The organism is Halopiger thermotolerans, assembly GCF_054654555.1.
In genome coordinates, this window is record NZ_BAAIEU010000004.1 from 616428 (window position 1) to 636224 (window position 19797).

General features: G+C 68.3%; 19 protein-coding genes and 1 pseudogene. 10 read left to right on the forward strand and 10 right to left on the reverse strand.

Annotated features, from left to right (window positions below; all coding sequences use genetic code 11):
- Positions 1-174 precede the first annotated feature (174 nt).
- A complete protein-coding gene (locus ACYQ26_RS10690) occupies positions 175-1836 on the forward strand; it encodes a hypothetical protein (protein ID WP_459808876.1) in 1662 nt (553 codons plus the stop codon).
- A gap of 115 nt (positions 1837-1951) precedes the next feature.
- Positions 1952-2950 carry an aldo/keto reductase gene (locus ACYQ26_RS10695; protein WP_459808877.1) on the forward strand — a complete coding sequence of 333 codons (999 nt, stop codon included), beginning with the start codon at positions 1952-1954 and terminating at the stop codon, positions 2948-2950.
- Positions 2951-2987: 37 nt separating this feature from the next.
- Here ACYQ26_RS10695 and ACYQ26_RS10700 read toward each other — a convergent pair whose 3' ends face one another.
- Positions 2988-3164, reverse strand: a complete 177-nt coding sequence (locus ACYQ26_RS10700; protein WP_459808878.1) for a hypothetical protein — start codon at positions 3162-3164, stop codon at positions 2988-2990.
- A gap of 132 nt (positions 3165-3296) precedes the next feature.
- Here ACYQ26_RS10700 and ACYQ26_RS10705 point away from each other — a divergent pair.
- Positions 3297-3596: pseudogene (locus ACYQ26_RS10705) on the forward strand (cation:proton antiporter regulatory subunit); the annotation flags it as partial.
- 81 nt (positions 3597-3677) lie between these two features.
- Here ACYQ26_RS10705 and ACYQ26_RS10710 read toward each other — a convergent pair.
- The 3 genes from ACYQ26_RS10710 to ACYQ26_RS10720 form a co-directional block, all read right to left on the reverse strand.
- Positions 3678-4319 carry a DsbA family protein gene (locus ACYQ26_RS10710; RefSeq protein WP_459808879.1) on the reverse strand — a complete coding sequence of 214 codons (642 nt, stop codon included), beginning with the start codon at positions 4317-4319 and terminating at the stop codon, positions 3678-3680.
- Positions 4320-4386: 67 nt separating this feature from the next.
- Complete coding sequence (locus ACYQ26_RS10715) at positions 4387-5814, reverse strand: heme o synthase (protein WP_459808880.1); 1428 nt, start codon at positions 5812-5814, stop codon at positions 4387-4389.
- A 91-nt stretch (positions 5815-5905) separates the two neighbouring features.
- Positions 5906-6277: a DUF7111 family protein gene (locus ACYQ26_RS10720; RefSeq protein ID WP_459808881.1), complete on the reverse strand. Its 372-nt coding sequence runs from the start codon at positions 6275-6277 to the stop codon at positions 5906-5908.
- A 90-nt stretch (positions 6278-6367) separates the two neighbouring features.
- On the opposite strand from ACYQ26_RS10720, the gene ACYQ26_RS10725 reads away from it, so the two are divergent.
- The 3 genes from ACYQ26_RS10725 to ACYQ26_RS10735 all read left to right on the forward strand — a co-directional run bounded on the left by ACYQ26_RS10725 (position 6368) and on the right by ACYQ26_RS10735 (position 8027).
- Positions 6368-7288, forward strand: coding sequence for a DUF3267 domain-containing protein (locus ACYQ26_RS10725; RefSeq protein ID WP_459808882.1), 921 nt, complete (start codon positions 6368-6370; stop codon positions 7286-7288).
- Positions 7289-7378: 90 nt separating this feature from the next.
- Entirely contained in the window at positions 7379-7690 is a 312-nt protein-coding gene (locus tag ACYQ26_RS10730; protein ID WP_459808883.1) for a PadR family transcriptional regulator, read from the forward strand.
- Between the two features lie 178 nt (positions 7691-7868).
- Positions 7869-8027, forward strand: coding sequence for a hypothetical protein (locus tag ACYQ26_RS10735; RefSeq protein WP_459808884.1), 159 nt, complete (start codon positions 7869-7871; stop codon positions 8025-8027).
- Positions 8028-8095: 68 nt separating this feature from the next.
- On the opposite strand, the gene ACYQ26_RS10740 is transcribed toward ACYQ26_RS10735, so the two are convergent.
- From ACYQ26_RS10740 to ACYQ26_RS10750, 3 genes are all read right to left on the reverse strand, one after another.
- Positions 8096-9241, reverse strand: coding sequence for an acyl-CoA dehydrogenase (locus ACYQ26_RS10740; protein ID WP_459808885.1), 1146 nt, complete (start codon positions 9239-9241; stop codon positions 8096-8098).
- A 107-nt stretch (positions 9242-9348) separates the two neighbouring features.
- Positions 9349-11001: a long-chain fatty acid--CoA ligase gene (locus tag ACYQ26_RS10745; protein ID WP_459808886.1), complete on the reverse strand. Its 1653-nt coding sequence runs from the start codon at positions 10999-11001 to the stop codon at positions 9349-9351.
- 163 nt (positions 11002-11164) lie between these two features.
- Positions 11165-11812 (reverse strand): SDR family oxidoreductase, encoded by a 648-nt coding sequence (locus ACYQ26_RS10750; protein ID WP_459808887.1) that lies wholly within the window; start codon positions 11810-11812, stop codon positions 11165-11167.
- Between the two features lie 206 nt (positions 11813-12018).
- On the opposite strand from ACYQ26_RS10750, the gene ACYQ26_RS10755 reads away from it, so the two are divergent.
- Complete coding sequence (locus ACYQ26_RS10755) at positions 12019-13065, forward strand: phytoene/squalene synthase family protein (protein WP_459808888.1); 1047 nt, start codon at positions 12019-12021, stop codon at positions 13063-13065.
- Between the two features lie 13 nt (positions 13066-13078).
- Here ACYQ26_RS10755 and ACYQ26_RS10760 read toward each other — a convergent pair whose 3' ends face one another.
- From ACYQ26_RS10760 to ACYQ26_RS10770, 3 genes are all read right to left on the reverse strand, one after another.
- Complete coding sequence (locus ACYQ26_RS10760; RefSeq protein ID WP_459808889.1) at positions 13079-14395, reverse strand: hypothetical protein; 1317 nt, start codon at positions 14393-14395, stop codon at positions 13079-13081.
- Between the two features lie 103 nt (positions 14396-14498).
- The gene (locus tag ACYQ26_RS10765; protein ID WP_459808890.1) at positions 14499-15737 is read right to left on the reverse strand and encodes a pyridoxal phosphate-dependent aminotransferase; all 1239 of its coding nucleotides are present in this window, start codon (positions 15735-15737) and stop codon (positions 14499-14501) included.
- Between the two features lie 67 nt (positions 15738-15804).
- Complete coding sequence (locus ACYQ26_RS10770) at positions 15805-16659, reverse strand: 3-hydroxyacyl-CoA dehydrogenase family protein (RefSeq protein WP_459808891.1); 855 nt, start codon at positions 16657-16659, stop codon at positions 15805-15807.
- Between the two features lie 130 nt (positions 16660-16789).
- Between ACYQ26_RS10770 and ACYQ26_RS10775 the strand changes: the two genes are divergently transcribed.
- The 3 genes from ACYQ26_RS10775 (at position 16790) to ACYQ26_RS10785 (ending at position 19796) form a co-directional block, all read left to right on the forward strand.
- Positions 16790-17824, forward strand: coding sequence for an SGNH/GDSL hydrolase family protein (locus tag ACYQ26_RS10775; RefSeq protein ID WP_459808892.1), 1035 nt, complete (start codon positions 16790-16792; stop codon positions 17822-17824).
- Between the two features lie 144 nt (positions 17825-17968).
- The gene (locus ACYQ26_RS10780; RefSeq protein ID WP_459808893.1) at positions 17969-18739 is read left to right on the forward strand and encodes a DUF7409 domain-containing protein; all 771 of its coding nucleotides are present in this window, start codon (positions 17969-17971) and stop codon (positions 18737-18739) included.
- Positions 18740-19001: 262 nt separating this feature from the next.
- Positions 19002-19796 carry a class I fructose-bisphosphate aldolase gene (locus tag ACYQ26_RS10785; RefSeq protein ID WP_459808894.1) on the forward strand — a complete coding sequence of 265 codons (795 nt, stop codon included), beginning with the start codon at positions 19002-19004 and terminating at the stop codon, positions 19794-19796.
- Position 19797: the final 1 nt, after the last annotated feature.

A 19797-nucleotide genomic window follows, 5' to 3' on the forward strand; every position in this document is an offset into this window, starting at 1 on the left:
GGCCGAATAGCATTAAACCCCTGTCATTTTCTGCGCCGTGATGACAGAGATCCAAAGTGTTTACTACCAGCGCGGTGCGGATTCGACCATGTGCTTCCCGTTCGCTCGTCTTCGGCCCCGTTCCCGGCTCCGCCCCCGGGAGCGCCGCTCGAGTGCCGCTCGAGGTGAGCCCTGATGCGCGCCGCGCCCGCCACCGTCGCGCACCTCGAACTCCGTCGGACCGTTCGGACCTTCGTCGGGAACAAGACGAAACTGCTCATGATGGCCGCGGTCGCCCTGTTCGCGCTCGGGCCGATCACGTTCCTCGGCCTCTCGATCCTCCCGTCGCTGGGCGAGGAGGCGGCCGCCGGGACGATATCCCCCGAGACCGCCGAGACGATCACCGGCTACGTCACCGGCGGTACGGCGGTCGTGTGGCTGTTTCTGACCTTCATGGCGATACTGCGGACGGTGACGACGGTCGGCGACGTCGACGAGCCGGAATTCCTCCTGCTGTCGACCCCGATTCGCAACACCGTCGTCGGCGTTATCGCCGCCGAAACCGTGCTGCTCGGCGTCTGGGTGGTCCCGCCCGCGATCCTCTTTGCCGCCGCGTTCGCCTACGGCGCGGGGACGGTCCTGCCGGTGCTCGCGGCGCCGCTGCTGATCGCGTGCCTGCTCGTCACCGCCGTCCCCGTCGCGTTCGTCGTCGGGATCGCGATTCGCCACCTGATCACCGTCTACGAGCCGATCGCCCGCTACCGACTGGTGCTGTTCGCCGCGTTCTGGCTCGTCTACTTCGGCGCGATCGCGACCGGCGGCCTCGACGCCGTCATGACGACGCTGTTTACGCACCTCCAGGCCAGTCCCCTCGGCTGGCCCGGTCACCTGCTGTTGCTCGGCGTCCCGGGAATCGACGCTTCGATGGTCGGCGTCGGCGGGGCGCTCGTCGGCTCAGCGCTGCTGGTCGGCGTCGCGGTCGCCGTCGGGATCCCCGCGGCGCGGCTGCACTGGTTCTCCGATCCGGCCCGCTTCGAGGACGACGAAATCGACGAGGAGACGTCCTCGGACCGGCTGAGTGAACTCCTCTCCGGCGCGGTCTCGCGTCCCGTCCGAACGGTGACGGTGACGGCGATCCGCCGATCGAAACGCTCGCCGATCCGGCTGGCCTACGCCGGCTACCCGCTGCTCGGGACGCTCGGGTTCGTCCGGCAGATCATGGAACTGGGGACGGTACCGCCGTTTCTGGCCGTCCTCTTTAGCCTCTACGTCGTCTGGGCGGCCGGCGTTCTCTTTACGCTCAACCCGCTGGGCGATCTCGGTCCGGGACTGCCCGCCGTCCTGACCTCGACGCTGACCGGGCGGCAGGCGATCCGCGGCCGCGTCCTCGCCGGCGCGCTCGTCGGCGTGCCGATCGCGATCGTCGCGTCCGCGGTGCTCGGATTCGTCAGCCCGCTCTCGCTCGAGCACACCGCGGCGCTGGTGGCCGGGACTGCAGTCGGCGCGGTCGCCACGCCGGCGCTGGCGACCGGCGTCGGCTCGGCGTTCCCCCGCTTCGGCAGCGTCAAGGTGACGAACAACCGCGAGGCCGTGATGCCGAGCAAGACCGCCTTCCTCGTCTACACGCTCTCGATCGCGCTGCCCGCCGTCGCCGCCGTCGTGCTCTACCTTGAGGCGCCGGCACTGATCGCCGATCTCATCGCGACGGTGTCGGCGTGGACGCCGGGGCCCGAGCTGGCGATCTCCGCCCAGGCAATCACCGTCGCGGCCTGGATCGTGCTGGTCGTCGGACTGGTCGCGCCGCTCGTCTCCTACCGGTACGCGGTCGAGCGGTTCGACTGGTACTACCTCGACTGACTGGCCGGCCGATCGGCTCGAGGGCATCGGACCCGGCCGCCTGCGCGGCCGAAAGGCCGACTGACTCGCCGGTTCCCGATCTGTTTTAGCGATCCCTTGAGAACGCCGACACGAGATGGAGTACACGACGCTCGGCAACACGGGAACGACGGTATCGAAGCTCTGTTTCGGCACCTGGCGCTTCGCCATGGAGAGCGACGGCGTGGTCGAAACGGACCGCGAGGAGGCCCACGAGCTGCTCGACACCGCGTGGGAGAACGGCATCAACTTCATCGACACCGCCAACGTCTACGGCGATCCCAACGGCACCAGCGAGGAGTGGATCGGCGAGTGGCTCGAGGACCACGACCGCGAGGACTTCGTCGTCGCCTCGAAGGTCTACTTCCCCTTCGACGGCTGGGGCGAGCCCGGCCCGAACGACTCCGGGCTGGGGCGCAAGCACATCCGCGCCCAGATCGAGGGCACGCTCGACCGGCTCGGGACGGACTACCTCGACGTCTACTACATCCACCGCTGGGACGAGGATACGCTGATCCGGGAGACCCTGCGGACGCTGACCGAACTCGTCGAGGAGGGGAAGGTCCACTACCTCGGCGCCTCCTCGATGGCCGCCTGGCAGCTGACCAAGGCACTCTGGACCAGCGACGTCGAGGGACTCGAGCGGTTCGACGTCACCCAGCCGATGGTCAACGCGGTCCAGTACGACGAGGTCGGCGACTACCTCGACGTCTGCGCCGATCAGGACCTGGCGGTCTGTCCGTACTCGCCGCTGGCCGGCGGCTTCCTCACCGGCAAGTACGAACGCACCGAAGACGGCGGCTTCGAGGCCCCGGACGGCTCGCGAGGCAGCCTCGACGAGATGTTCGACGAGTACTACGTCAGCGAGCGGGCCTGGGACGTCCTCGACGCGGTGGAGAGCGTCGCCGACGAACTGGACGCGACCCCGGCGCAGGTCTCGCTGCGCTGGCTGATGGCGCAGGACCGCTTTACCTGCGTCCCGATCGTCGGCGCGCGAACGTCCGAGCAACTCGAGGAGAACGTGGGCGCAGTCGACCTCGACCTCTCGGACGAGCAGTTCGAGCGCATCGACGCGGCTCGAGCGGCGGACGAGTAACGGTCGGTGAGAAACGGATCGGGACGGCTGACGGCGGTTACGAGTCGGCCGTTTCGTCTTCGTCTTCGTCGCGCTCGTCATCCGCGTCGTCCTCGCGGTCGTCGCGCGGCTCGGCTTCGTCGGTTCGATCGATCGCCTCCTCGAGTTCCCGCTCTCGCTGGCGGTCTTCCTCGTCGCGCGCTTGCTTGTCTCGCCCCCGTTTCGTGTCTCCCATGTAGTAAACGACGGGGGTGACCTGGATAACGCTGCGCCCGGCACGCGCGAGACCGTCCGAGCGCGGGCTGCTGCCTGCGCCGACGCGGGCGTCCCCTACACGATCGTCGACGACAGCGGCGAGGACGCGATCGTCCTCGCGCTCTCGACCGTGACCGGGCGGATGCTCTCATCGCTGCTGCTCGAGGACGAGGAAGTCCTGACGCCGGAGACGCAGTTCGAGATCATCAGGACGACGGCGCCCGCGCTCGTCGGGCGGAGTCTCGGCGAGGTGGACGTTCGCGCCCGGCTCGGCTGTACGGTCGTCGCCGCCGAGCGCGACGGCAAGCTGCTGACGAACCTCGGCGCGGAGTTTACGATCCGCGCCGGAGACACCCTCATCGTCGCCGGCAGCGACGAGACGGTCAACCGGTTCATCTCCGTCGCGAAATGACGCCGCGTCGCCGCGACCCGCCGCCAACGATCCGCGGACGGGCTCGCGACGTGCGTTCGGGGGACGAGACGAGCGCGCCGGTCACGCGAGCGCGTTCTCGATCGCCGCAACGATCGATTCCTCGTCCTGTGAATCGTCGACCGGCTCGCCGTCAACGAACACCGTCGGCGTCGCCTCGACTCCCTTCTCGTCGCCGCGTTCCCAGTCCGCGACCAGCGTCGGGTAGTAGGTGTCGTCCTCGAGCGCTGTCGTCACGGCCGACGGGTCGACACCGACGTCCTCGGCGGTCGCAGCCAGTTCGTCCGCGCCGCCGATGTCGTCGCGCATCACCGCGCGCTTGTACTCGAAAAAGCGCCCGTTCGGATCGCCGTCAGTGCGGGTTTCGGCCTGAACCGCGCGGGCAGCGTTCGCCCGCGCTGCGGACGAATCAGATGCCATCACGACGAAATCGCGATGGCGGTACTGGATCTCCCCTGGCTCGATATAGTCGGACTCGATCGTCGGGAACACGTCGGCCTGAAACTCCTGGCAGTGGGGACAGCCCAGGTCTTCGTAGACGGTGACGGGCACGGTGCCGTCGCCGAGCGTCGGCACCGGGAGTTGGCGATCGGCGTCGACGCCCTCGAGTTCGCCGGGGATCGACGCCTCGAGGAACGACGTACAGCCGGCGAGACCTATCGCGGACGCGCCGGCGGTCGCGGCCAGAAACGAACGGCGATGCATTACCCGACTCTAGCGAGCGAAGCGAGTTAGGCCCATCGCAGCGGGGAGGAACCGACGCCGGCGGCGGTTACAGAACGAGCGCGTCGACCAGCACCGCGACCAGCACCGCCCCGAGGAAGGCGTTCGAGGCGTGGAACGACCGGAACGCCGCGGCTTCGGTCTGCTCGAAGTGGAGGACGACGGCTGCCCAGAGGAAGATCCCGCCGAAGATCGCGACCGTCGCCGCGTAGATGACACCTAGGTCGGTGAGCCACGCGAGCGCGACGGTGCTCACGAGCGTCGCCGCGAGGTAGTAGACGATGTGCTTGCGGGTCTCGGTCTCGCCGCGGACGACCGGCATCATCGGGAAGCCGCCGCGAGCGTAGTCGTCCTTGTACGCCAGCGCGAGGTTGTAGAAGTGCGCCGGCGTCCAGAGGAAGATGACGCCCGCGAGCGCGAGCCCCGGAACCCCGATCTCGTTGGTGACGGCCGCCCAGCCGATCAGCGCCGGCAGCGCGCCGGCGAAGCCGCCGATGACCGTGTTCTGGACCGTGTTCGGCTTGAGCAACAGCGTGTAGACGACGCTGTAGAACAAGATTGCGGCCAGTCCCAGCGCCGCCGCCAGCCGGTTGATCGAGAGGAAGACGGCCAACGAGGCGACCGTCAGGAGGCCGCCGAAGGCCAAGGCGTTCCGGACCGGCACCAGATCAGTCGCCAGCGGCCGGTCCGCGGTCCGGGACATCCGCCGGTCGATGTCGCGCTCTAAGACGTGGTTGAAGGTCCCCGAGGCGCCGATCGCGAGGACGCCACCGCCGAGCGTGGCGACGATCGTGTAGGGATCGAGCGACGGGCCGGCGGCCAGGGCCATTCCCGCGGCGGCGACGAGACAGAGCAGCCACATCAGCCGCGGCTTCATCATCTTGAAGTAGGCGAATGCGGTCAGCCGGGCGCGAGCGATCGGGCTCGAGGGGAGCTCCCGTTTCTCGGTCGGGCCCTCCTCGAGCGGTTCGTCCGCCATCGTCGGCTCGGACGCGATCGCGTCGTCTTCTCGGCCGGTAGCGAGCTCGAGGTCCCAGGCAAGCGCGAGCACGACGCCGGCGAAGATGACGACGCCGAGCCCGAGGTGGAGTCCGGGCGCGATGGCGTCGGCGCCGAGCGTCGCGGTGGCCGCGCCAACGCCGACCTGAATCACGTAGAGGCCGGTCGCTGCGAGCAGCGTCCGTCGAACGCGGGCGGTGGCGTCGCCGAACGCGGCGACGGCGGCCGTCGCGGCGACGAGCAGTCCCACGACGACGGCCGCGATGCGGTGGCCCCAGACGATGACGAGCTGCGTCTGGTCTAACGGATCGGTCGGCGCGTGGCAGGTCGGCCACGTCGAACACGCCGACGCGGCGTCCGTGATCGACGTCGTCGCGCCGACGATCAACAGGAGGTAGACGCCCAGTGCGGTCGCTGTAAGCAGTGCGGAAAACCGTCGGTGCGTCCCGATCGGCCGGGGAAACGAGTCGGTTGCCACGGCTATTCTCGTCTGCAACGTTCGACTCTGCGTATTTATGATTCCCGCTTTTGCCCCCGCTTTCCCCCGATTCGGTCGACGTGCGTGACTCTCACATTCCCATGTCTTCGGCCGCCGCGGGGATCGGCAGGTCGTGCGGCGAGACCCCGAGCAGCTCCGCGGCGTGGTCGAGCGCCATGTCGAACCCGTAGTAGCGCTCGAGTTCGTCGCCGTCTGGCGTCGGACGGACCTTCAGCATGGCGTACCCCTCGATGTTCTGCGCGATGGCGGCGGTCGCGCGCGGCCCGGATCCGCCGCCCGTGCGTTCGAACGCGAGGATTCGCTCGGCGTCGGTTTCCTCGTAGGTCGCCGCGATCCCGTCGGCCTCGGCGGTTCGCGCGTCGGCGTCGGTCCCGTTCGACTCGCCTTCAGCGGCCGTTTCCGTCTCCGTACCCGATTCCGCCTCCTCGTCCGGCTCGGTCATGGCTCGTACTCGAAAGTCCAGAACCGGGAAGTTATCGGTTTCCGAGCCGAGATCGATACCGCTTTTTCGCCGCCGTCGGGAGTCGACGACGTGTCCCGGACGGCGTCCGACAGGTCCCGCCCGCTCGCCGAGTTTCGGCTCACCCGGCGCGTCGCCCTCCAGTGGCTCGGGACCGCGGTGGTCGGCTTCTTCGTCTTCGCGTACTGCTTCGCTCGGGTTCTTGCGGCGATTCGCGGCGAAGCCCTCGAGCCGATCGTGATCCGGGCGACGCCGCCGACCGTCCACTTCTGGCTCGTCGTCTCGCTAGGGCTCGTCGCGCTCGTCGTGGTGCTCCACGAGGCGCTTCACGGGCTGGTCATGACGCGGTACGGCGACGAGCCCGGCTTCGGGATCGGCGTCGCCTACTTCGTGTTGCCGTACGCGTACGCCGAGACGCGGGGCGATTTCACCCGTAACCAGTTGCTCACGATGCTGCTCGCGCCGTTCGTCGCGATCACGACCCTCGGCGTCGCCGCCATGGTCGTCTACCCATCCGCCGTGTTGCTCATCCCGCTCGCGACGAACGCGGCCGGCTCGATCGGCGACCTCTGGATGGCAGCGACGGTGCTGCGGTACCCCGCGGACGTCCGCGTCACCGAGCTTCCGGACGGCGACGGGGTGCAGGGGTTCGCGATCTACGGCCCGGAACGCGGTCACGCCGCGGACGGACGGCCCTCCTCCCTCGAGCGTCGGCCCGCCGCGGTCCTCCTCACGACGCTGCTCGCGGGCGCTGCCGGCACGCTCGCGATCCTCGTGGGACTGGGCATCGTCGCCGTGCTGGGCTCGCTCGCGCTCGGCTCGGGCGACGTCGTGGTCGGCTACCCCGACGGCGGGTGGTTCCTCTTCCGGCACGAACTCGGGGTCGACGGGAACGCACGCCTCGAGATCGGCGCCGCGTCCGTGCTAGCGGTCGCCGCCGTCGGCGGGATCGCGTGGACGCTCGCGGCGGCCGTTCGCGGCGGACTCGAGTGACCGGCGGGTGACGGCGGTCGATCGCCTCGAGCCGGACGGACGAAACCGGAAACCGTAACGTTCGAGCGACGCCCCCGCGACTCTCCCGCCATGACCAAGTGGCTCCAGAGCGGCCGCCGCCGGGACATGTGCGTCCTGCTGGCCGCCGCCGAGGACGGCGAACTCCGCGGGCAGCAACTGAAGTCCCGCCTCGAGTCCCACTACGACGACCGCATCGACCCGAAGTCGTTCTACGGGTCGCTCTCGGCGCTGGTAGATGCGGGCTTCGTCGAGGAGCGAACCGAAGGCATTCACGACGTCTATCGACTTACTGACGAGGGTGAGCGACGGGTACAGGAACACTACGAGTGGCTCCGCGAGCGTCTCAAGTCGGACGCCTCGAGCGAGATGGTCGACTCCTGACTGCCGACCATGAATCCGCTGCGGTCCCTCGATCGCCTCGATTTCGCGGTGACCCTGCGGCGTCGCTAATATATCCCCCTGATATCGTGGGGGTCGGTCCGGCGAACTTCCGCGCGCTGGGAATTAGCGGCGAGGTTTGTCCGTGCGCGGCGCCACGTTCCACGTGAGGGGATTCACAATGGCCGTCGCCGACATCGAGCGGGACGTCTTCGGCGAACAGATTCACCCGATCACCCGGGCGGTCGCCGGCGTCATCGCGGCGATCGGGGTTGCAGGTCACGTTGCGCTCGGCGTCGCTGTCGCGTTACTGTTCTATATCCTCCTCGCGGGGATGTGACGCGGCAGTGCGACCGCGTCACCGCGGTCATATCGCCGTTCTCGATCATCCGGCGCGTCGCGGGCCGGTTACTCCTCGAGCAACTGCTCGCCGATCGTGTTCCGCAGGATCTCGCTCGTTCCCTCGTAGATCTCGTTGAGTTTGGCGTCCCGGTAGAACCGCTCGGCGGGGAAGTCCTTGGTGTAGCCGTAGCCGCCGTGGATCTGGATGCCCTCGTTGGCGACCTCGCGGCTGACTTCGGAGGCGTAGAGCTTGGCCTGAGCGGCCTCCTTGATGTAGTTCTCCCCGCGGATCTTCCGATCTGCGGCTTTGTGCATCAACATCTTGGCGGCCTGAATTTTCGTGTCCATATCCGCCAGCTTGTGTTTGATCGACTGAAACTCGCCGATCGGCTGGCCGAACTGCTCGCGCTCGTTGGCGTAGTCGCGGGCCGCCTCGAACGCGGCGCGGGCGATGCCGACGCCGCGGGCGGCGATGGTGATCCGGCCGCCGTTCAGCGTCTTCAGCGCCTGGACGAACCCCTCGCCTTCCTCGCCGAGCAGGCGGTCCTCAGGCAGGCGCATGTCGTCGAACCGCAACTCGGCCGTGGGACAGCCCTTGTCGCCGAGTTTCTCCTCCGTGTTCTCGACGATGAAGCCGTCGTCCTCCTCGGGGCGGACGACGAACGCGGAGATGCCCTTGTTGCCCGCCTCGGGGTCGGTCTTCGCGAACAGGGTGATCGTGTCCGCGACGGAGCCGTTGGAGATCCAGAGTTTGCCGCCGTTGACGACGTACTCGTCGCCCTCCCGTTCGGCCGTGGTCTCCATCGCCGGTACGTCGCTGCCCGCGCCCGCCTCCGAGAGCGCGAACGCGCCGATGTCGGAGCCTTCGGCGAGCGGCACGAGGTACTCCTCCTTCTGGCCCTCGGTGCCGAAATTGTAGAGCATGTTCCCCGCCAGCGAGGTGTGGGCCGCGACGATCGTTCCCAGTCCGCCCGAGCCGCGGGAGATCTCCTCGAGGCCGATCGCGTAGGAGTGGTAGTCGAGGCCGGCGCCGCCGTACTCCTCGGGGAACGGCATTCCCATGAGCCCGAGGTCGGCCATCTCCTCGATCAGGTCGTGGGGAAACTCGTCCTCGTGGTCGATCTCGTCGGCGACGGGAACGACCTCCTCGTCGACGAACTCGGCGACCATGTCCCTGATCTGTTGCTGCTCGGGGGAGAGCGCGAAGTCCATACCGTGGTATTTGGAACCACCGGACTTTATTGTTCGTTCCGTTATCCGTCCGCCGCGGTCGTCGTCGAACCGGCCGTAGCGAGCCGAACGCCGACCGCGGGGCCGATTCAGTCGTCGTCCGGCGCGGCCTCCTCCGGAACCCGTCCCTCGACCAGCGACTCGTCGGCGTACTCCTCGCGGATGTCCTTCTTCGAGAACTTGCCCGTCGCCGTCTTCGGAATTTCCTGGATGAACTCGACGTCGTCCGGGAGCCACCACTTCGGGTACTCGTCGGCGAGTTGCGCCCTGATCTCGTCGACGAGCGTCTCGCGGTCGGCGTCCTCTGTAGGGACGACGAACGCGACCGGCCGCTCCTGCCACCGCTCGTGGGGCACGCCGACGACGGCCGCCTCGGCGACGTCGTCGTGGGCCATGATCGCGTTCTCGAGTTCGACCGACGAGATCCACTCGCCGCCGGACTTGATGACGTCTTTCTCCCGGTCGACGATCTTGACGTAGCCGTCCTCGTCGACGGTGACGACGTCGCCGGTCTTGAGCCAGCCGTCTTCGAACTCCGCCTCGTTGGCTTCCGGCCGCTTGAAGTACTCCGTGGCGACCCACGGGCCGCGGATCCACAGTTCGCCGAAGTCCTCGCCGTTCCAGGCGACTTCCTCGCCGTCGTCGCCGACCACCCTGAACTCGAGCCCGGGCATCACGAGCCCCTGTTTGCTGCGCTTGTCGACCTGGGTCTCGTAGTCGGCGTCCTGCAAGTCGGCCCTGAGGTGCGAGACCGTGCCGATCGGCGCCGTCTCCGTCATCCCCCAGGCGTGCAGCACCTCGACGTCCCGGTCGTCGAACCACTCGATCATCGACTTCGGCGCCGCCGAACCGCCGACGATCACGGTCTCGAGCGCCGAGAGATCCACCTGATTCTCCGAGCAGTACTCCATCAGGCCGAGCCAGACGGTCGGCACGCCCGCGGTGATCGTCACGCCCTCGGTTTCGATTAGGTCCGCGAGGTCCGCGGGCTCCGGGGACGGGCCGGGGAAGACCTGCTTGGCACCGCCCGCGGTCGCCGTGAACGGCATCCCCCAGGCGTTGACGTGGAACATCGGGACCACGGGCATGACGACGTCGTCGTCGGCCATCGGGATCCCCTGGGGCGTCTGCGAGGCCATCGTGTGGCTCCAGAGCATCTGCTGGGTGTACTCGACGCCCTTCGGATCGCCGGTCGTCCCCGAGGTGTAACACATCCCCGCGGGCTGTTCCTCGTCGACGTCGGGCCAGTCGTACTCCGTGTCCTGTCCCTCGAGGAACGACTCGTAGGGCGTCGCCTCGAGATCGTCGGACTCCTCGCTCCCCATGACGACGAAGTCGACGCCGTCGAACTCGCCGTCGGCGTCGTCGACCGCACCGGCGAGTTTCCCCGCGAAGGACTGATCGACGAAAATCAGTTCGTCGTCGGCGTTGTCGACGATGTACTGAATGTGCGCGTCGGGGAGGAGGGGGTTAATCGTGTGTAGTTGCGCCCCCATCGACGGGACGGCGAAGTACGTCTCGAAGTGCCGCGAGTGATTCCAGCAGAACGTCCCGACGCGGTCGCCCTGCTCGATTCCGTGCTCCTCGAGGGCGTTCGCGAGGCGGCAGGTACGGTCCTCGTACTCGGCGTACGTGTACCGCTGCATCCCGTCGTGGTTCCGGGAGACGATCTCCGTGTCGGGGTACAGCTTGTTCGCGCGCCACAGAAACGGCCGAAGGGTCTGGTCTGTTCCCGCTGGCATACCAACTGTTTAATCATGAATATATCGTATTACTCTTTCCATATGCGGGTTGATAGACAGGACCACGGTACGGGTCATGACGGCCGATGAACGTGACGCGGCGTGACTGAGGACACAAAGCGCGAGTCCCGACCCGGTCGGCGGGTCACCGGCCGCGGCGACGCTATCCGGAACTGACCGCCTCGAGCGCGTCCTCGATCGGCTCGTCGCCCGACAGGATCTCGAACGTCTCCCCGTCTACGGGGTCGAAGTCGATCGCGGTCACGAGCACGCGGGCGACGTCCTCCCGTGGGATGTCGCCGTCGGCCGGCTCGAGGTCGGCGGCGGCCCGAATCTCGCCCGTGCCGTCCTCGGTCGTCAACTCGCCCGGGCGGACGATAGTATAGGACAGGTCGCTCTGGCGGAGGTACTCGTCGGCCTCGGCCTTCGCGATGAGGTAGTCCCGCAGCGGGTCGGGGCCCGATTCGGGATCGTCGGCGCCCATCGAACTGAGCATGACGAACCGGTCGACGCCCGCGTCCTCGGCGGCGTCGATCAGGTTGATCGCGCCGTCGCGGTCGACGCCGTAGACGTCCTCGCCGTTCGAGCCGGCGGCGAAGACGATGGCGTCGCAGCCCTCGACGGCGGGCTCGAGCGAGTCGGGGTCGGTCAGGTCGGCGACGACCGGCTCGCCGCCGAGCGATTCCAGCTCCTCGGTCTGCGATTCGTCGCGGATCATCGCCCGCGGTTCGGCGTCGCGCTCGGCGAGCAGCCGCGTGACGTGCTGTCCGGTTGGACCGTGCGACCCGGCGACGAGTACGGTCTCGGCCATATGAACGGTTCGGTCGTGTTCGGAAAAGACGTTTCGCCGGGCGGTGCCGGCGCCCGACGGCGACGGGCCGGATCGGCGCGTCACGCCCGGCGCTACCGCCGACGTGTCAGTCGAGACGACGGTCAGAACCCGCGACGGTTGTAACGCGGCCTACATAAACCGACCACGGTATTTTTCCGACGTGGCGACAAAGAAAACGCGAGTAAATGACCACCGGCCAGCACGATTGCACAACTGACGCCGACCTGGAGTGGTGTTACGACGCGGTTCACGGTGTTTCGCGGACCTTCTCGATCACGATCGATCGGCTCGAGGAGCCGATGTCCAGACACATCTGCGTGGGGTATCTCCTCTGTCGCGTTGCGGACACTATCGAGGACGCGGGCCACATCCCGCCGGAGACGCAGACCGAACTCCTCGAGACGTACGATCGACTCCTCGATCCCGACGCGGAGCAGCCGGTGGCTGCGTTCATGGACGACGTCGAGCCCTGGATCCCCGACGAGCGAACCGACGACTGGGAAGTCGTCGCCCAGACGCCGCGGGTCCTGCGCACCTTCGACTCGCTCGACGAGGAGCCCCGCGAGATCATGCGCGAACCCGTCCGCGAACTCGTCGACGGGATGGCCATGTTCACCGACCGCTACGCCGACGAAGGCGGGCTGCGCCTGCAGACCCTCGAGGAACTCGAGGAGTACTGCTGGTACGCCGCCGGCACCGTCGGCACTCTGATCACGGGCCTGGTCGCCCGCGGCGCCTCCGAGGATCGAGCCCAGGAGCTACGGGACAACGCCCGCTCCTTTGCCCTCCTGTTGCAACTGGTCAACATCGCCAAGGACGTCGAGGACGACTACCGCGAGGAGAACAACGTCTACCTCCCCGCGGAGTGGCTCGCCGAGGAGAACGTCGACGCCGAGGCCGTGACCCACGAAGCCAATCACGGCGGCGTCACGAACGTCATCAAGCGCGTCACGAACCGCGCGGAGACGTACCTCGACGACGCCCACCGCTACCTCGAGCTCGTGCCGGAGCGACACGGCAACCGCCTCTCGGCGTGGGCGATCCCCTACCTGCTCGCGGTCGGCACGATGCGCGAGCTTCAGGCCCGGCCCGAAGACGTCGTCCGCGAGGGCGACGTGAAGGTCTCTCGAGCGGAGGTGTACGCACTCATCCAGCAGTTCGAGGAGGACGTCCCCCGTAGTCGGCTCGACGAACTGCGCCGGAAGATGGCGAACCAGCCGCTGCATCAGTAATCCGTCGAAGGCGCTATTCTGTCCGTCCCCTACGACGATCCGTCGGTCGAGCCCCGTCGGCCGCCAGCAGCCGTCCGACGAGCGCCAGCGGATAGCCGAAGACGACGACCGTCGTCGCCCAGCCGAGCAGGACGACCCAGGCGACGAGAACGCCGAACCCGGCCGGCGTGACGAACCACGACAGCGCGACGGCACCGCCGATCAGGGAGACCCCCGCAACTGCGGCGATGGCGAGCGGCACGACGGCGCTCGAGCGGCGCTCGGCGGCGTACCCGAGGGGCAGGAAGCTGGCGGTCGCCAGCCCGAAGGGGAGCGCGGCCAGCGACGCCGCGCCCCCGAGGAGCCACAACAACGCGCCGGTTCCCGCGGTGACGAGCGCCGCGAGTCCGATCACGCCGCGAGTACCGCGTCGGCCCCCGCCGCGGCGAACTGCGAGTCCGAGACCGGCGTATCCGACTCCGAGGGCGCTCAGCGCGCCGAGGGCGGGACTGAACGGGTGTCCGGTTGCGGCCGTGCTCACGACGATCAGGCCGACCGCACCGGTCGCCCCGACGACGACGAGCAACCGCTCGAGCGCGGCGAGATCGTACGCGTCGCGGCCCCAGTCGACGCGACCGACGGCGATGCCGGTGAGCGCGAGGAAGACGCCCGGAAGCAGGCCGAAGCGAACGCCCTGCGCGAGCACCGGCGGACCGATCTCGAGGCCGATCGTCGCGTAGCCGGTCGCGGCGCCGACGAGCGCGGACGCGTCGCTCGAGGCGTACGTAACGTAGGTCCGGTCGCCGAACTCGCTGTCGCCGGTCCACGTCGCCGTATTGCCGTCGACGGTCGCCCCCGGCGGATCGTTCGTCACGACGGTCCCGTCGGGCGTGTGGATCGTCACGCGATCGGCCTCCAGCCAGTAGCGGTCGTACCGATTATCGAGCGCGAAGTAATCGATGACCTGAGTGTCACCGACGCCCGTTCGAACGACATCTTCGACGGCGTAGGTCACCGTGACGGTGCCGTTCTCGAGCGCGATCGTCCGGTCGACGTCCTCGTCGACGACGTGGTAGTAGGTGCCCGTCGGATCGACGTCGCGCTCGAGGGCGGTGGCGTTCTCGCGGTACCGGTCGGCGGCGGAGTCGTTCACGGGGACGCGCTCGATCCAGCGCGAGTCGCCGTCGGCGTCGACGTACACGTCGAGCGTCCCGCCGTCCGTCGCGCCGGGGACGCCGTCGGCGCAGCTGCCACAGAGGGTCGTCGGCGGGGGTGCGCCCGCGACGACGGCGACGGTTGCGAGCCCTGTCAGACAGCAGCAGAGGAGTACGGCGAAGCGGGAACCCGTCATCCGTGGCCGATTCGAGTGTCAGACACTAAAACTTCTAGTCCGAACAGAAGAAGTTGCCCACGCCCGTCGCATCGTCGGTCGTCGGACCGGCCGCCCGTGCGGCTCACTCGCCGTCCAGTTCGGTTCGCACCATCTCCTCGAGGCGATCCAGCCCCGTCTCGAGGCGCTCCAGCTCGTTCGCGAAACTCAGCCGGAGGTGGCCCTCACCGCCGGCGCCGAAGGCCGTCCCCGGTGCCGCGACGACTTCGTAGTCGTAGAGCAGTCGCTTCGCGACGTCCGCGCTCGAGCCCTCGAGCGCGCTCACGTCGATAAAGGCGTAGAAGGCGCCCTCGGGTTCGGCCGCGGAAACGGCGGGGATCGACTCGAGGCGGTCGACGACGTACTCGCGGCGCTCGCGGAAGGCGGCCCGCATCTCCTCGAACGGCTCCTGCGGACCGGTCAGGGCCTCGACGGCGGCGTACTGCGCGGGCGTGTTCACGCAGGAGGTCGTGCTCTCGTGGATCGTCTCGATCTTCGAGAGGACGTCTGCGGGACCGGAGAGCCAGCCCATGCGCCAGCCGGTCATCGCGTAGGTCTTCGAGCAGGAGTTGATCGAGAGCACCCATTCGTCGCGGTCGGCGCGCTCGGCGAGGGCGACGGCGCGGGGCGGAATCTCCTCGTAGGCCAGTTCGCGGTAGACTTCGTCGGCGAGGACGTAGGCGCCGTGGTCGGCCGCGGCCGCGACGACGCGTTCGACGGCGTCCGCGGGGAAGACCCGGCCGGTCGGGTTCGACGGCGAGGTCAGCAGGACCGCCGCGGTGTCCGGCCCAATCGCGTCGACGATCTGCTCAGGGTCGGGCTCGAATCCCCGGTCGGCGGGCATCGGCACCTCGACGGGAACCGCGTCGGCGAGTTTCGCCTGCGAGATCGGATTCGGCCACGCGGGCGTGGGGACGACGACCTCGTCGCCGGGATCGGCGACCGCGTGGATCGCGAGGTGCAGCGCCTCGACGCCGCCGTTCGTGACGACGATCTCCGAGTTCGGGTCGACCGCGCGGTCCCGCTCGCTCGAGAGCTTCTCCGCGATCGCCGCCCGCAGTTTCGGCAGCCCCGCGTTCGAGGTGTAGTTCGTCGCGCCGCTCCGCGCGGCCTCGACCGCCGCCTCGACCACGTGCTCCGGCGTGTCGAAGTCGGGCTCGCCGAACTCGAGGTGGACGAGGTCGCTGTCGGCCGTCTCGCGCTCGTACTCGGACGCGAGCTCGAACATCACGCGGATCTGTTGGGGCTCGATCTCGCGGACGCGTTCGGAGAGCCGATTCGCTTCGGGTTCGGAGTCAGTGTCGGCGGCGGACGACCGAGTCATTGCTCGAGACGAGGACGGTGAGCGGCAAGAAGATTCGGAGTCGCGACCGGCTGTGGCGGCGTACTCGCTACTCGTACTCGTAGAACCCCGTCCCCGTTTTCTTCCCGAGGTCGCCGGCCTCGACCTTCCGCTTGAGGAGGTAGGCCGGCTGGTACCGGTCGCCGAGTTCCTCGTGGAGCGTCTCGGAGGCGTGCAGGCAGATATCGAGGCCGATGTGGTCGGCGAGCCGCAGCGGGCCCATCGGGACGTTCGTCCCGAGTTCCATCCCGCGGTCGATGTCTTCCTTCGAGGCGACGCCCTCGTCAAAAGCGCGGATCCCCTCGTTGATCCAGGGCATCAGAATTCGGTTCGTGACGAAGCCGGGTTTGTCGTCGGCCTCCCAGGTCGTCTTCTCGAGATCTGCGGCGATCTCGTGGGCCAGATCGGTCGCCGCGTCGCTCGTCTTCTCGCCGACGACGACCTCGACGCCCTCCATGATCGGCACGGGATTCATGAAGTGCAGGCCGATGACGCGCTCGGGGCGCTCGAGGTCGGCGGCGATGGAGGTGATCGAGAGCGTGCTCGTGTTCGTCGCGAGCAGGACATCGTCGTCGCAGACGCGCTCGAGGTCGGCGAAGACCTCTCGCTTCACGTCGAGGTCCTCGAGGACGGCCTCGACGACCAGATCGCAGTCCGCGAACTCCTCGAGGTCCGTCGTCCCCTCGATCCGCCCGCGGATCGTCTCGGGGTCTTCCTCGAGGGCGTCGCGGTTTGCGAGCCGCTCGAGGCTGTCCCGGACGGAGTCGAACCCGCTCTCGACGAACTCCTGCTCGACGTCGCGCATCCGGACGTCGTAGCCGGCCGTGGCGGCGACCTGCGCGATGCCGCTGCCCATCGTTCCCGCGCCGACGACGCCGATCCGGTCGATGCGATCGCGTACCATACCCCGCGTTCGACGGAGCACGTGGTAAACGTGGGGGCTAACCCGCCCCCGGAGCCGCGAGCTGACCGGATCGCTCGAGGTCCCCGCGGCGGCACTAGACCTATAAGCGAGCACGAACGTCGGCACGGGTATGCAACGCGATGGCATCCAATTCCATAACGTCGCCGAGGCCCGGCCGGCTACGGGACGAGACGGGCACCTGCTGCAGCGCGTGCCGGAGGCGGTCCGGCGGGAACTCAACGAGGGCGCGCAGTCCCGGATGCACCACCCTGCAGGCGTCGAACTGCGGTTCGTCCCCGACGGGACCGCGTCGGTGACGGTCTCGACGCTTCCCGGCGGGAGCGCCCCGGAAGGCACCGTCCGGGTCTTCTGGGGGCCGATTCAGGGGACGACGGCGGTCGTCGGATCAGAGCCGACGACGATCGAGGTCTCGCCGCCGGAGACGCTGGCCGACCTCGAGTCGGCGGCCCGCGAGGACCTGGCGTTCGATCCCCGGGTCTGTCGGCTCCGGCTGCCGGGCGAACACCGCGGCGGCCCGATGGTCTACCACGGCCACGAGGGCGACGTCCGGCCGCCCCACGAGGACGAGTTGCCGGACCGGCGGTACCTCGCGTACGGGACTTCGATCACCGAGGGCGAGGCCCCGTCGGCGGAGCACCTGACCTACGTCGGACAGACGGCGCGGCGGCTGGACGCCGACCTGATCAACCTCGGCTCCTGCGGCACGGCCTACTGCGACGCCGCGATCGCCGACCACATCGCCGCACGCGACGACTGGGACGTCGCGACGCTCTCGATCTCCGTCAACATGGTCGGGATCTTCTCCGCCGACGAGTTCCGCGAGCGGGCCGAGCACCTTATCGACCGCGTCGCCGCCGCTCATCCCGAAAAGCCGGTCGTCCCGATCACCATCTTCCGGAATGGGTGGGACGTCCGACAGGGCGCCGGCGAGTCGAGCGAGGCCGAGGAGTGCGAGCGGTTCCGCGAGGAACTGCGCGCGGTCGTCGCCGAGACGTCCCACGACAACGTCCACCTGCTCGAGGGCCCCGAACTGCTGCCGACGATCGAGGGGCTCACGACCGATCTGCTCCACCCCGGCGACGACGCGATGATCACGATGGGCGAGCGCCTCGCGGCGGAACTCGAGCCGTTGCTTGAGGCGTGACCGGCGGGCGACCTGCGAAGGAGTGGGCGCCAGGGCGACCGCCACGGCAGGCGCCGGCTCGAGCGCTCGCGCATTCGGCGGCGAGACCGACGGGACAAGTTTCAAGACCGGACGGTGAGAGCTACTGATAACCGGTGGAACTGCGTGAGCAAGAAAGAGGTCGTCAACGACGCGGGTGCGAACGGGGGTAGTGTCGACGAACGTGACGACAGCGACGGGCGCGTCGATATCGGCATTGGGATCACGGTCGACATCGATCCCGCGGCCGTCGACACCGAGCACGTCGAACTCACGTACGACGAGGACGAACTGCTCGAGGCGGACGCCGACGCTGATGCGGGCCCGTTCGACGACTCGACCGCCAGCGGCGAGCGACGGCGCGACATCGAGGCCGACGAACGGGAGGCGCTCGAGGCGGCCGACGTCGACCCCGACGCGGTGCTGGAGAAGGAGTACTCCTACCGCATGCTGCTGGATGCGGGCGTCGCGGAGTCGACCGCTGATGCCCTGCGCCGGCGGTTCTCTCTGCCGTGGTCGTTCGAGGGCGACGGGGACGACGACCTCGAGCGCCGCTCGAACGAGATCCGCGGCCTCGGCGCCGCCGAGCGGGAGTGGATCGCCGTCAGCGACGACGAGGGGTGGCAGGCCTTTGAGTACGAGGCCGTCACCAAGAGTGACGACCGTTCGGACGCCGAGGGCGCCGACGACGCCGACGCCGAACGACCGTGGCCGCGGCCCACCCCCGTCACCGCCGTCACCGGTGTCGGGCCCGACGACGCCGAGACGCTGGCCGAGGCCGGCGTCGTTTCGGCGGAACGACTGGCGACGATCGACGCCTTCGAGGTCGCGAAGGCGCTCGACCTGAACGTCTTGCACGTCCGGACGTGGCGCCACAACGCGCGGGAACTGCTCTGAGTGTCGACCGGCAGCCGACCGTTTCGACTACGTGCTGACCGGGATCCCCTCGTCTCGAGTCCGGTATCGATACCCGAGCGGCGGCGAGTACACGCCTTACGAATTCCCCACCGTTTATAATCGCGTTGTTAGTTACGCTTCGGTAGTATGTCGATTCTAGACCGGTAGAAAATCGCCGCCGGAGACGCTTACTACTAAAATAAGTAATTCTGGTAATTCGGATCACCAGAGATTTATACTCGCCTGTTGGACGATCCACCAGATGCTTCCCATCGACGACTCCCCGATCGTCCGCGACGGCAAATCACTGATTCTCGCGATGGACCACGGGTTGGAGCACGGCCCGACCGACTTCGAGGAGGTCCCCGAGAAACTCGATCCGTCGACGGTCTTCGAGACGGCGACCCACGACGCCGTCACCGCGATGGCCGTTCAGAAGGGGATCGCCGAGGGGTACTACCCGAGCTACGAGGACGACGTGAACCTGCTGGCGAAGCTGAACGGCACGTCGAACCTCTGGATGGGCGAACCCGACTCGGCGGTCAACTGGTCGGTCGACTACGCCGCCGAACTGGGCGCCGACGCGGTCGGGTTCACCGTCTATAGCGGCTCCAACCACGAGGTCGAGATGTTCGAGGAGTTCCGCGAGGTACAGGAGCAGGCTCGCGAGTACGACCTGCCGGTCGTCATGTGGTCCTACCCCCGCGGCCAGGGGCTGAAAAACGACACCAAGCCCGGCACGATCTCCTACGCGACCCGCATCGGCCTCGAGCTCGGCGCCGACATCGCGAAGGTCAAGTACCCCGGCAGCGCCGAGGCGATGGCACACGCCTGCAAGTGCGCCGGCGACATGAACGTCGTGATGAGCGGCGGCTCGAAGACCGACGACTACGAGTTCCTCTCGACCGTCGAAGCCGCCGTCAACGCCGGCTGCTGCGGGCTCGCCGTCGGCCGCAACGTCTGGCAGCGCGAGGACCCCACGCGCATCCTCGACGCCCTCGAGAAGGTCATCTACGAGGAGGAAACGGCCGACGCCGCGCTCGAGGCGACCGAGTAAC